Here is a 12,643-nt window from a genome sequence, read left to right on the forward strand (position 1 = left end):
ACTACGACCGCTCGCTGGACGATGTGCGCACCAAGGTGAGCTACGACCTGGAGTACATCCGCCGCCAGAGCCTGCGCGAAGACCTCCGCATCATGCTCAAGACCATCCCCGTCATCCTCCTCCGCCGCGGCGGCTGGTAGCCCTCGACCCAGCCGCCGGTACACCCTGATCCAGTCCAGTCGCCCGCCGCGCCGGAACGGGTATTGCTACTCCCCGGCGAGTCATGCAGGTATTTTCGACATAGCCCCCAGGGAAGCGACGACGCGACCATGACCGTACCCGGCACGCCCGCAGCGCCTCCGCCCGCGCCCGACCTCTCGGTCGTGGCACCGCTGTACAACGAGTCCGAGAACGTGAAGCCGCTGGTCGAGTGGATCGTCCAGGCGCTCGAGGGCGACCGTCGCTCCTACGAGATCATTCTGGTGGACGATGGCAGCCGCGACGACACCTGGGCCCAGGTGGTCCAGGCGGCCGCCGCCGATCACCGCATCCGGGGGTTGCGCCTGGGCCGCAACGTGGGACAGACCGCGGCCATGATGGCGGGATTTGATCACGCTCAGGGGCAGGTGGTGGTTTCGCTGGACGGGGACCTGCAGAACGATCCGCGGGATATCCCCGCGTTGATCGCCAAGCTGGATGAGGGTTACGACCTGGTCTGTGGCTGGCGGGAACGGCGCCAGGACAAGCTGCTGCTGCGGAAGGTTCCCTCCTGGGTGGCCAATCGCATCATCCGCCGGCTGACGGGCGTACCCATCACCGATAACGGCTGCTCGCTGAAGGCCTACCGCCGCACCCTGCTGAGTCGCATCTCGCTGTACGCCGAGCAACACCGGTTCATTCCCGCCTTGTCGGCCAGCGTGGGGGCCCGGATCGCCGAGATGCCGGTGCGGCATCATGCCCGCCGCTTCGGCGAGAGCAAGTACGGAATCTCCCGCACGGTCAAGGTGCTGGCGGACCTGATCACGCTCAAGATGATCACCACCTTCCGCTCGCGGCCGCTGGTGGGCTTCATCACCGCGTCGCTCCCTCCGCTGGGCGCGGCGCTGGTCTTCACCATCCTCTGGCTGGTCGCGTTGACCCAGTTCGCCCCGGTGAAGTCCACGGCGCTGGTGTTTCCCGGAGCGGCGGCCCTCTGGCTCGCCACTGCGCTGTATCTATTCATGCTCGGGCTGGTGGCCGAGGTGGCGCTGCGCACCGAGCAGGCAAGCGCCAACGCCACCCCGACTGCCTGGGAGGTCGGTTGACCATGACAGCCAAGGGAGTGCTGATGGAGCCACTGCCGACGCCCCTGCGTGCGGCCCACCCCGCCGGGGAGCGGCTGGTGTCTGTCGTGGTTCCGGTGGTGGAGCGGGTCGACGATCTGGTCGCGCTCTATCGGGAGTTCACGCCGGAGCTGGCCACCCGCGGCGAGCGGTTCGAGTTTGTGTTCGTGTTCGACGGCGGCTTCGAGCCCAGCCCCGAGCTGCTGCTGCTGAGCCGGGAGATCGCGGACATTCACCTGTTGCGCTTCGCCCAGCGGTTCGGAGAGACGGCGGCGCTTCGGCTGGGAATCGAGCGGAGCCGGGGCGAGGTGATTCTCACCCTCCCGGCCTATCCCCAGGTGCGCCCTGAGGGTCTCGCGCCGTTGCTCGACGCGGTGGACGGCGGGGCGGACATGGCCGTAGCCAACCGATCGCCGCGGCTCGACAGCTGGCTCAACCGGATGCAGTCGCGCGCGTTTCATCAGATCCTGGGCGGCATCTCCGACCATCGCTTTCACGACATGGCCTGCGGTGTCCGGGCGATGAGCCGGCGGGTGGCCGAGGCACTACCGCTCTACGGGGACATGCACCGCTTCATTCCGGCGATCGCGATGCGTGAAGGGTTCGTGGTCCAGGAAGTCGCGGTGCCGCAGCATCCGCGGAACGCGGGCACGAGGGTGTACGGCCCCGCGGTCTATTTCCGCCGCTTGCTCGACATCGCGACCTTCTTCTTTCTGGCCAAGTTCACCGAGAAGCCGCTGCGGTTCTTCGGCCTGGTCGGATCGGCGTTCCTGGGAGTCGGAGGCATCGTCTCCTTCGCATTGCTGGTGGAGCGGCTCCAGGGCAATCCCATCGCCAATCGGCCGCTGCTGCTCCTGGGCGTGCTGCTGATCGCCCTGGGTGTCCAGCTGATCGGATTGGGGCTGGTCGGGGAGATCATTGTCCATCTCCGCGCACCCCACCGGCGAGCCTACCGCGTGCGAGAGCGGATCTGAGTGGTGGGGTCGCAAATCACGGCAGCAAAAGCCGGTTCAGACCATTGTTTACGCTGGCAGTGTAAAATTCATCTACGGTTCGCCGCGAACCGGGGGGCACCGATCTGGTCGCCGCTGCCCCGGGATCGCTGTTCCGAAATGCCGCTCGGCGGATGCACTCTCCTGGGCCAGAGCGAGGGACCAATGGCGGGGACGCAAGCCGACATCGAGTTCGGCGGACGGGCCTCGGGGTTCCACCGAGGCGCTGTCGGGAGCTTGGCGACGTGACTGGTCGGCCTGGGATGCCCGGTGGTGGGCCGGAGGTCTCCAGGTGAAGATCCTCCTCATCGCTCCCCATCCCTTCTTTCAAGCCCGCGGCACCCCTATCGCCGTCCGGAGGGTTCTGGAGTTCCTCAGCGCGCGCGGCCACCAGGTCGATCTGCTGACCTTCCATGAAGGCGCCGACGTCGAGATTCCCAATTGCCGCATCTTCCGGATCGTGCGGGTGCCGGGAATCCGGAACATCCGACCGGGATTCTCCCTGAAGAAGATCGTCTGCGACACCTTCATGTTCGCCAAGTGCCTCGGCATGATCCGGCGCACCCGGTACGATCTGATTCACGCGGTCGAAGAGGGGGCGTTCATCGCGGCGTTCATGCAGGCAGTGGCCGGCGTCCCGTATGTCTACGACATGGACTCCTCGCTCGCCGAGCAGCTGGTCGAGACCTACCCCGAGCTGCAGATCGTCTTCCCCATTCTCCGGCGGCTGGAAGCGATCGCGGTGCGGCGCAGCCTGGGCGTACTGACGGTCTGTGCGGCGCTGGAGGACGTGGCGCTTGCCCACGCGCCAGAGAAGACGGTGGGCCGGGTGGAAGACACCACCCTGCTCACCAGCGGAGCTCCGTACAGCCAGAATGGCGACGTGCGACTGCCCCAGGGCGCCGACGGCGGACCGGTGGTGATGTACGTGGGAAATCTGGAGCGGTACCAGGGGATCGGCTTGCTGCTCGAGGGCTTCCGCCACACGCTGGCGCGGGTGCCCAGCGCCAGACTGGTGATCGTCGGCGGCCAGGGCGACGACGTCGACCGGTACCGGAGTCTCGCGGCCTCGCTCGGCATCCTTCCCGCGGTCTACTTCACCGGTCCCCGTCCGCTCGCCCTGCTGGGTGAGCTCTTCCGGCAGGCCGACGTGCTGGTCTCGCCTCGTCTCAAGGGACTCAACACGCCGATGAAGATCTACTCCTACCTCGACTCCGGCACGGCGGTTCTGGCCACCCGGATTCGCACCCACACGCAGGTACTCAACGACGAGAACGCCTACCTGGTCGACCCGGAGCCGCAGGCCCTCGGCGGCGGCCTGGCCGAGCTGTTGAGCGACAGCGCCTTGCGGGAGCGGCTCGCGCGCCAGGCCAAGGCCTATGTCCAGCGGGAGTTCACGCCGGAAGCGGCCTGGCGCAAGCTGGACACCTTCTATCGGCAGATGGAATCCAGGGCGGTCGAGGCCCGGGCGGTCGAGGCCAGGGCGTGAAGCGGCTGTGGTACTCCCCGACGCTGCGCAGCATGGTGGTCTACGGCGCGGCGGGGTTGGGGTTCGCGGGCGCCAACCTGATCCTGGCGCGGGTCCTGTCGGAGGTGGAGTACGGCGTCTTCACCCTGGTGACCGCGCTGGTAAACCTGGGCTTCTCGCTCGCCCCGGTCGGATTGGACGGCCTGGTGCTCCGGCACCACCTGGTGGCAGGTCCCCGGCTGGTGGGCCGGGTGCTTCTCGTCACCACACTGGTGGGGCTGGCCTTCGCGGCAATTGGTGCCGTGGGGTACAAGCTCGACCCGATGCTGTTGGCGCTGCTGCTGATCTCCACCGTCGCGGGTGGCGCCATGATGGTGGCCAGTGCTCAGTTTCAGAGCGATCAGCGGTTCGGCCTCTCGCTGGCGCTGCTTCAGAGTCCCAATATCGTCCTGCTGCTCGCCGCGCTGGCGACGGTGGCGGTGCATGGCACCCACGCCTGGCTTCCGCTGCTGATCGCCACTGCGGGCCTCATCCTGGCGGCGTTCTATGGCTGGCGGATCCTCTCCCGTGAAGACCAGCGTCGCCGGCCGATCGAGGGCGCGCTCCCCTGGGGCGAGGCGCTCTCGTACGCGGGGCTCCAGGCGTCCGGCCTCCTGCTGATCCAGCTCGATCGCCTGGTCATTCCCCACGCGCTTCCGATCCAGGACCTCGCCACTTTCGGGGTCCTCTCCGCCATCGCGGGCTCGCTCTTCCGGGTGCTTCAGATGGGGGTCGGCTATACGCTGCTACCTCAGCTTCGGGCGGCGCCGGACGTGCCCGCGCGCCGGCGGCTGATCGCGCACGAGGCGCGCCTGGTCAGCGTGATCGCCCTGCTGGGCTCTGCGTTCATCTGGGTGGTGACGCCGCTGGTGGAGCGCTGGTTCCTGGCCGGTAAGTATCACCTGGGCGGGTCCCTCGTCCTGGCGGCCATCGTGGCCGGAATCGCCAAGATCCTCAACTCGTTCAGCAAGTCCGCCATCTCGGCGCTGGGCGATGCCCGGGAGCTGAGGCTGGTGAATGTGACGGGTTGGGCTGCGGTCGCCATCGCGATACCGGCGGCACTGTTCGGCGCGCACTGGGGGCTGGCCGGGCTCATTTATGGGGTGGGGCTGGGCTGGGTGCTGCGCTCGGTGACCGCATTCCATCTGGCGCTGCGCCACCTGCGGCTCCCCGCCCCGGTGCCGGTCACCGCCCCCTGAGTCATGGGGGCCGTGTACGGAATACTGGGGGAGGGCGATCTCGCCGAGGTCCGGGCGATGGGAGAACGCCTGTCGCACCGTGGTTCGCACGCCCAGGCGTGGTCCCTCTCGCCCCGAGTTCATCTCGGCATCCGGGGCAGCAGCGAGACGATCCTGGCCCAGGCGGACGGTGTCCTAGCCTTCGACGGCGCGGTCGACAATCGGAGTGAGCTGGCCCGGCTGCTCAAGCAGGCCCACCCGGCTGATGCCACGCCGCGTGACGACGCGGCCCTCCTGGTTGAGCTGCTCTGCTCGCTCGGGGCCGAGGCTCTCGCCCTCGTCGCGGGCCAGTTCGCCTTCGCCTTCTGGCATGCCCCCACCCGGCGGCTGATGCTCGCCCGCGACCGCATCGGATACGCCCCGCTCTATTTCACGGCCGACCACCGGCGCTTCATCTTCGCCAGCGAGTACAAGGCGCTCCTCGCCATCGGCTCGGTCCCTGCCCGACCGAACCGTGACGCTCTCCAGACCATTCAGTCAACCAAGTGGGTTCAACCCGGCGTGAGCTGCCTGGAGCAGGTCTATCCGGTGGCTCCGGGCACCTGGCTGGAGTTGGACCCGGAGCGGATGCACACCGCGCGCTACTGGGACATCCCCATACGGGTGATCCACCAGGACGAAGACCGGCACGCCGCCGCCCTGCGCGAGTCGTTCCTCGAAACGCTGCGCCGGCAGACTCAGCCCTACCAGCGGATCGGGGTCTCACTGAGCGGCGGACTCGATTCGGCCGTGATGGCCGCGGGAGCGCGCCAGGTGCTCGGGACCAGGGAGCTGCACACCTTCAGCGCCGGCTTCGGAGAGGACGATCGAGAGCTGGTCAATGCCGCGGCGGTGGCGCGGGAGCTCGGCACCCGGCACCACCCGCTGGTCCTGAAGCCGGGTGACCTGCCGGGCCTCCTGCCGTGGATGACCTGGTATCTGGAGGAGCCGATCGGCCGGGAGGACATCGCCTACCTCTTCGTCGCGGCGCGGGAGGCGGCACGGCATGTCGAGCTGGTGCTGGCTGGCTTCGGATTCGACGGGCTGTTCGCGGGGCAGCCGCGGCACCGTCTGGTAGACCTAGCGACCCGCCTTCCGCCACTGCGGCGGCCGCTGGAGGAGTTCTACGACTACACCGTCCGGAGCGTCGAGCCTCGCACGCTGCCGGGCCGTGCGCTCAAGGCCGCATACTTCCACGGGCGCGAGTATCCGGCGCCACGGGTATCGGGCGCGGCACCGTTGCCCCAGTTCGGCGGCTTTCCCCGCGGTGGAGACCAGCCGCTGACCGAGTTCCTCCGGCGTGGATTCATGGTACTCCCCTACCAGCATCCGATCGAGCGCCTGTACAGCGCAGCCGGCGTGCGGATGAACGCGCACCACACCGATCCAGGCTTCCTGGCTACGGCGCTCGGCATCCCGGACCGGCTCAAGATTCACGGTCGGACCCAGAAGTACATCCTGCGGAAGGCGTGCGCGGGGCTGCTGCCGCAAACGATGCTGGCAGCGGGTAAGAGCTTCAACCGGCTCAGGCACGACAAGGAGATGAGCGACGTGCTGGATCGGATGGGAGATGAGCTGCTGGAGCCGGCGGCGGTGCGGAGCCGAGGTCTCTTCGATCCAGGGTACGTCGGCCGGCTGCGGCAGCGCCCGGCGGGCACACCGTACAGCCAGGAGCGTGCCTACCGGCTCTGGTCGCTGCTCCTGGCCGAGATCTGGGCTCGCCAGTACCTCGACCGGCGGGGTGCGCCGCCTGTCGTGGAGCTCCCACCGGTCCGCCACGCGGGCGGTTCACCGGCTATCGCGCCGTGATCGGATCAGGATTCGTCCGGCTGGGTTCGGGCGCAGGGCGGAGACGGTCGATATATCCGTTGGCGACGTACCAGTCGAGCGTCCTCCGGATCCCGTCGGCGAGGCTCACCTGCGGGGCGTAGCCGAGCAGCCGTTTGGCTTTTTCGATGCTGAACGCGCGACTCTTGGTATAGAAGTCCACCCGCCGCCGGTGAATTGGCGGCTCGATACCCAAGGGGACGCAGAGCTTCTCGCAGATGCTCCCGGCGATCTGGAACGGACGCGCAGGCAGGCGCAGCCGCGGTGGCGGTACCCTGGCGGCCGCCGCGATCATGTCCGCGAGCTCCCGCAGTTTCTGATATCCGTCTCCACCCAGGATGAATACTTCGCCCACCGCCCGCGGATGCGTGCCGAGGAGACGCAACCCGCGGATGAGGTCGTCGATATACACCATGTGGTAGTAGTTCTCGCCGCCGCCCACCAGGGGGAACCGTTGGCGGGCGACCATCCGGAACATCTTGAGCAGACGGGTATCTCCCGGGCCGTAGATTGCCGTGGGCCGCGCGACGGTCAAGGGAAGCCGATCACGATAGGAGAGCGCGAGCCGCTCAGCCTCGTACTTGGTCTCCTGATAGACGTCGCCCGGGTGGTACGCGGCCCCCTCGTCGGCAGGCGGGGCGGCGATATGGCCGTGGACCCCGACCGTGCTGCAGTGGACGTAGCGACGGACGCCGGTGGCGATCGCTGCGTCCAGCAGCCGGCGCGACGCCGCGACGTTCACCTCCCGATAGTGCTGATCCGTGTGCTTGGCCTCCCGGTACACTGCCGCGAGATGGTAGACCGTCTGCACACCCGGCATCGCCCGGGGCGCCAGCTCCGGGTCGGCGAGATCCCCCGCGACGACCTCCACCTCGGCCGGAAGTAGCTCGCGGGCCCGGCTGGAGGAGCGGACCACCGCCCGCACCCGCCGGCCCTCCAAAACGAGCGAGCGAACCAGATACCGGCCGGTGAACCCAGTCGCTCCGGTCACCAGGGTCACCGGGCCCTCCTGCACGCGTGCGATCATGAAATATGTGATAAACCTTCGGAGCCGGCGCCACTGTGACCATGGTCACGCCGCTGGTTGCCAAATTGTCCGATCTTCAGGAACATTGGCCCTATCATGCGGCGAGCACTGGCGGGCGACCAGGACCGTTGCCGCCGAGGTGCTGCCGCCCCGCTGGTGATTGCCGGCATTCACCCTTGCGAGGAACGCGTATCCCGATGCCAGTCGCGCGGGCCCCGAAGGCAGCCCCCGAAGACCGCGGGAGCGAGACCGCTGCCGGCCCGCCACCGCTCCGCATTGGCTTGATGCTCCGGGCGATCGACGACGTCGATGGCCAGGGGATCTACATCCGCAAGCTGTGCGAGGCCTTGTTCCAGGTGGACACCCGGAACGAGTACGTCGCCTTTTACAGCGAGGCCCGCCAGGCGGGCCGCTACCACGGGCACCCCAACGTGCGCGAGCTGGTGGTGCCGGGCCGTGCCAAGCTGTTCTGGGACCAGGTGCTGGTCCCCCTTGCCGCGCGCCGGGAGCACCTCGACGTCCTCTTTCATCACAAGTTCAGCATCCCGCTCCTGCCACCGTGCTCGACAGTGGTCCAGCAGCGGGGTACCGAGTACTGGAGTCACCCGGAATTCTACGTGGGCTGGTCGGGGAGGGTGGACCGGCTGTACAACCGCCTGCTCATCCCGCTGTACTGCCGGCGGGCCCAGCGGGTCCTCACCAACTCCGACAGCCTGGGCGATGAGCTGGTGCGTCACGCCGGCGTGCCCCGGTCCAAGCTGCGCACGGTCTACGCGGCGGCTGACGAGAGCTTCCGGCCCACTCGCGATCCCGCGACACTCGAGCAGGTGCGACAGCGCTACTCGCTGCCGGCGGAGCCGTTCCTCCTGATGGTGGTCAAGGGGCACCAGATCCTCGGACAGAGCTCGGGACAGGCGCTCACACCCAGGAAGAACGTCGCGGTCGCCCTCGAGGCCTATGGACGCATGCGGCGGCGAATGAGCGAGACCGGTGCATCGGTGCCGCCGCTGGTGATTCTTGGCATCGGGATCGCCGAGCGGCTGACGCCGGCGAGGATCGCCGGCTACACCGATCCCGCGGCGGTGCACACGCCGGGGTTCGTGGAGTTCACCGATATGCCGGCGGTCTACGCCATGGCCCGAGCGCTGGTTTTCCCGTCGCGCTATGAGAGCTTCGGCATCCCCATCGTGGAAGCGATGGCGTGCGGCTGTCCGGTGATCACCGCGACTACCGCCGCCTGCCCCGAAGTCGCCGGGGACGCGGCGCTCCTGGTGGATCCGGACGACATGGAGGGGCTGGGCTCCGCGATGGAGCGGATGAGTTTCGACCAGGCTCTGGTAGAGGAGCTCCGGCGCCGGGGTCTACGCCGGGCGGCGAGCTTCTCCTGGACCCGGAGCGCGCTCACGCTGCTGTCGGAGCTTCGGACCGCCGCAGGCGTCCGCGCGGCCGCCTCGTGACGCGGGAGGACGCGACCGTGCCCGAGCCGCTGCCGGCCGAGCTGGATGAGCCGCTCGACGGATCGCCGCACCTGTCGATGGGGGAGGCGGGCGGGCCCGAGCTCGACGGACCCCCCGGCGACCTCAAGCGCAAGACGGCGCTGTCCATCCTGTGGACCATCGTCCGCACCGGGTCCGACTACTTCCTTTCGTTCGTCATCTTTGCCCTGCTGGCCCGCAAGCTCGGTCCCGCCGCGTTCGGGGTGTTTACTCTGGCCGTGGCGTTCGCGGAGTTCGGAAAGATCCTTCCGTCCACCGGCCTGGTGAGCGCCCTCACTCGCGCCAAACACGTCTCCCCCGCGATGGCGGACACGGTGTTCTGGTCGACGCTCGCGCTCTCCTGCCTGATTGCCGGCGTGATGGCGCTGATCGCTCACCCGCTGGCGGCGGTCTTCGGCGCGCCAGCGGTGGCCCCGCTGCTGACGGCGCTGGGGCTGATTCTCCCGGTGTCCGCCGCGGGGGCGACCCACATTGCGCTCACGCTGCGCGCCTTCGGTCACAAGGCGATGGCCTCGCGATCGGTGGTGAGCGGCGCCGTGGGCGGCTCCGCCGCGCTGGCGGCCGCCTGGGCGGGTTGGGGGCCGTGGAGCCTCGTCGTGCAGCGCGGGGTCACCGAGATCGCCGGGACGGCGATGGCCTGGCACGCGTACCGCTGGATGCCCGGCCGGCGGTTCTCGTCCGGCGCGCTTCGGGACATGGCCGGCTTCAGCGCGAGCATGACGCTCACCCAGCTGCTCTATGTGGGCCTGGTGCGGGTGCAGGACCTGATTGTGGGCCGGACCATCGGGGTTCCGGCGGTCGGGGCCTATCGTACCGCGTGGCGGACGGTCGAGCTGATCGCTCAGGGTGCGATCATGCCCTTCTCCCAGGTGTCCCTCCCCGCGCTCGCGCGCTTGCAGGACGACCTGCCCGCCTTTCGCAAGGCCTACCTCCGCATCCTCGGCGTGAGCGCGGCGATCGCGTTTCCGGCGATCATCGGGTTTGCCGTGCTGGCCCCCGACGCGGTGCGGCTGCTCTATGGCCCCCGCTGGGCGGCGAGCGCCAGGCTTGCCCAGGTGCTGGGTCTCATGGCGGTCCCCTTCACCATCAACTACTTCGCCGGCCCGGCGCTGGCCGCGCTCGGGCGGTCGGGCACCCTGGCGAAGATCGCGACTCTGCAGCTCACGCTGACGGTCGTGCTCTCGCTGCTGGCAGCACCGTTCGGACTGACCGCGATCGCTGGAGCGTACGTGCTGCGCGCCTATCTCACCCTGCCGGTTCAGATGGGAGCGTTCAAGCGCTACAGCGGCATCGGCTATGGTGCGCTGCTGGGCGCGATCGCTCCGCCGCTCTCGATGGCCCTGGTGATGGCGGGCTGTCTCATGGCGCTCGACTATCTCGTCGGGGCGCGGTTTCACAACCGGGGGCTCTTCCTCCTCCTCATGGTCTGCACCGGAACCACGGTGTACGCGGCATCCCTGTTCCTTTTTGCCCGCAACTTCGTCTCTCAACAGCTCAGGGATCTTCGGCGCCTGCTCCCCAGCGTCTCCGCCAAGCTCTCCGGCGCCGGCGCGTGACGACGGGAGAGGAAGCGTGACCGTGGTCGACGGCGAGCGCGAGCGGACCAAGGTCATCCAGCAGCTGCAACGGAAGGCCATCGCGGAGCTGCGCGACGTCCCCGCCGACGGACCGTTCTGTCTGGTGGATTTTCCGGACCAGCGCAACGTGGGGGATTCCGCGATCTGGCTCGGCACCACGACCTACTTGCGGGAGCATCGTGGGGCCAAGCCTGGTTACGTCGCGTCCCTCAGAGCGTTCTCCGAGGCAGCGCTCCGGGCCTCGGTTCCCGAGGGACCGATCGTGATTCACGGCGGAGGGAACTTCGGCGACCTCTGGCCTCGTCATCATGGCCTTCGGGAGCATCTGCTGGAGCGATTCCCGGATCGAGAGATCGTTCAGCTCCCCCAGTCGATTCATTTCGACCGTCCCGAGCAGGCCGCGCGGACGGCGCGCGCGATCGCGCGCCACGGGAGGTTTCGACTGTTCGTCAGAGATCAGTTCTCCTACGAGTTCGCGACCACCAACTTCGACTGCGAGGTCCGGCTCTGCCCGGACATGGCGTTCTTTCTCGGCGCACTCGAGCGCCCGGGTGCACCGGAGGTGGACGTCTGCTATCTAATGCGGACCGACAAGGAGCGCGTGCTGGACGCTCCGGCGGGGCGGCCGGAGTTCACCTCGCGGGTGGTCGACTGGCTGACGGAGAGTCGGGTATCGGTCCAGATGCACAAGCTTCGCGGCGTGGCTCGGGCCGTCGGCGGCGGGTGCCGCGATCGGATCGGGCTGCGGCGCACGTGGTATGATGCGGTCGCCCGGGCGCGGGTGGCTCGTGGGTGCCGGCTCTTGTCCTCCGGACGAGTGGTCATCACCGATCGGCTTCACGCCCATGTGTTGAGCCTCCTGCTGGGCATCCCCCACGCGGTGCTGGACAACAGTTATGGGAAGCTTGGCCGCTTCCTGGATGTCTGGACTGGGGATGCCAGCGGCGTCCACCGCGCCTCCTCGACCGACGACGCCGAGGGCTGGGCGGCGTCGGTGCTGAGCGGTGCGAGGTAACATGCGTCGGACGCTCGAAAAACTTCGCGAGCCGTGGCATGCGCTCCGGGCCTCTCCGCTGGTGCGGCAAGTCCGGAAGCGCCATCTCACCTACCTCGGCTACGACGCGCTTTCGGATCTGGAGCGTACCGTCCGCCGGCTCGACGCCGAGGGCGTGGGGGGAATCATCCTCGAAGCGGGATGCGCCCTCGGCGGTTCCTCGGTGGTGTTGGGGCTGACCAAGCATCCCGACCGCCCGCTCCGCGTGTACGATGTGTTCGGCATGATCCCGCCGCCATCGGAGGCGGATGGCGCGGATATCCACGCCCGCTATGAGACGATTCTGCGGGGTGACTCCGGCGGAATCGGCGGGGACAAATACTACGGATACGCGGAGAACCTCCGAGAGCAGGTCGTGAACACCCTTCGCAGCTTCGGCCTGGATCTGGAAGCTCGCCGGATCGAGCTGGTCCAGGGCCTGTTCCAGGATACCCTGGACGTCGACGGGCCGGTGGCCCTGGCGCACATCGACGCGGACTGGTACGAGTCGGTCAGGATCTGTCTGGAGCGGATCGAGCCGCAGCTCTCACCCGGGGGTGTGCTGGTCATCGACGATTACGAGCACTGGTCGGGGTGCCGGAAGGCGGTGGACGAGTACTTCGCGGACAAGCGCGACCGGTATCGCTTCATCCGCCGCTCCCGGCTGCACATCGTGCGCGGCGGGCAGGAGCCGCTGGTCTGACC

At 68.4% G+C, this 12,643-nt stretch carries 10 protein-coding genes; 9 read left to right on the forward strand and 1 reads right to left on the reverse strand.

The features are described 5' to 3' along the window. Positions 1-269 precede the first annotated feature (269 nt). The 5 genes from VHR41_14075 to VHR41_14095 all read left to right on the forward strand — a co-directional run bounded on the left by VHR41_14075 (position 270) and on the right by VHR41_14095 (position 6,787). A complete protein-coding gene (locus VHR41_14075; GenBank protein HEX3235321.1) occupies positions 270-1,244 on the forward strand; it encodes a glycosyltransferase family 2 protein in 975 nt (324 codons plus the stop codon). A 2-nt stretch (positions 1,245-1,246) separates the two neighbouring features. After that, positions 1,247-2,236, forward strand: a complete 990-nt coding sequence (locus VHR41_14080; GenBank protein HEX3235322.1) for a glycosyltransferase — start codon at positions 1,247-1,249, stop codon at positions 2,234-2,236. A gap of 310 nt (positions 2,237-2,546) precedes the next feature. Beyond that, a complete protein-coding gene (locus VHR41_14085) occupies positions 2,547-3,743 on the forward strand; it encodes a glycosyltransferase family 4 protein (GenBank protein HEX3235323.1) in 1,197 nt (398 codons plus the stop codon). Then, positions 3,740-4,960 carry a hypothetical protein gene (locus tag VHR41_14090; GenBank protein ID HEX3235324.1) on the forward strand — a complete coding sequence of 407 codons (1,221 nt, stop codon included), beginning with the start codon at positions 3,740-3,742 and terminating at the stop codon, positions 4,958-4,960. Before VHR41_14085 ends, VHR41_14090 begins: the two co-directional genes overlap by 4 nt. A 12-nt stretch (positions 4,961-4,972) precedes the next feature. Continuing rightward, positions 4,973-6,787 carry an asparagine synthetase B gene (locus VHR41_14095; GenBank protein HEX3235325.1) on the forward strand — a complete coding sequence of 605 codons (1,815 nt, stop codon included), beginning with the start codon at positions 4,973-4,975 and terminating at the stop codon, positions 6,785-6,787. On the opposite strand, the gene VHR41_14100 is transcribed toward VHR41_14095, so the two are convergent. Further along, positions 6,774-7,832, reverse strand: a complete 1,059-nt coding sequence (locus VHR41_14100) for an NAD-dependent epimerase/dehydratase family protein (GenBank protein HEX3235326.1) — start codon at positions 7,830-7,832, stop codon at positions 6,774-6,776. The genes VHR41_14095 and VHR41_14100 overlap by 14 nt on opposite strands. A gap of 197 nt (positions 7,833-8,029) precedes the next feature. Between VHR41_14100 and VHR41_14105 the strand changes: the two genes are divergently transcribed. Genes VHR41_14105 through VHR41_14120 form a run of 4 tightly spaced genes read left to right on the forward strand, consistent with a single transcriptional unit; the run spans position 8,030 to position 12,641 of the window. Further along, positions 8,030-9,289 (forward strand): glycosyltransferase family 1 protein, encoded by a 1,260-nt coding sequence (locus VHR41_14105; GenBank protein ID HEX3235327.1) that lies wholly within the window; start codon positions 8,030-8,032, stop codon positions 9,287-9,289. Between the two features lie 17 nt (positions 9,290-9,306). Continuing rightward, positions 9,307-10,884, forward strand: coding sequence for a lipopolysaccharide biosynthesis protein (locus VHR41_14110; protein ID HEX3235328.1), 1,578 nt, complete (start codon positions 9,307-9,309; stop codon positions 10,882-10,884). A gap of 16 nt (positions 10,885-10,900) precedes the next feature. Next, positions 10,901-11,920: a polysaccharide pyruvyl transferase family protein gene (locus VHR41_14115; protein HEX3235329.1), complete on the forward strand. Its 1,020-nt coding sequence runs from the start codon at positions 10,901-10,903 to the stop codon at positions 11,918-11,920. A 1-nt stretch (position 11,921) separates the two neighbouring features. Next, a complete protein-coding gene (locus VHR41_14120; GenBank protein ID HEX3235330.1) occupies positions 11,922-12,641 on the forward strand; it encodes a TylF/MycF/NovP-related O-methyltransferase in 720 nt (239 codons plus the stop codon). The last annotated feature ends 2 nt before the right edge of the window (positions 12,642-12,643 follow it).

The organism is Gemmatimonadales bacterium (assembly GCA_036265815.1).
Classification (GTDB): Bacteria; Gemmatimonadota; Gemmatimonadetes; order Gemmatimonadales; family GWC2-71-9; genus CAVVWJ01.

What these genes read in the sequence shown, in the direction of transcription:
- VHR41_14075 (HEX3235321.1), top strand. Translation starts at nt 270, where the DNA reads ATGACCGTACCCGGCACGCCCGCAGCGCCTCCGCCCGCGCCCGACCTC.
- VHR41_14080 (HEX3235322.1), top strand. Translation starts at nt 1,247, where the DNA reads ATGACAGCCAAGGGAGTGCTGATGGAGCCACTGCCGACGCCCCTGCGT.
- VHR41_14100 (HEX3235326.1), bottom strand. Translation starts at nt 7,832, where the DNA reads ATGATCGCACGCGTGCAGGAGGGCCCGGTGACCCTGGTGACCGGAGCG.
- VHR41_14105 (HEX3235327.1), top strand. Translation starts at nt 8,030, where the DNA reads ATGCCAGTCGCGCGGGCCCCGAAGGCAGCCCCCGAAGACCGCGGGAGC.
- VHR41_14120 (HEX3235330.1), top strand. Translation starts at nt 11,922, where the DNA reads ATGCGTCGGACGCTCGAAAAACTTCGCGAGCCGTGGCATGCGCTCCGG.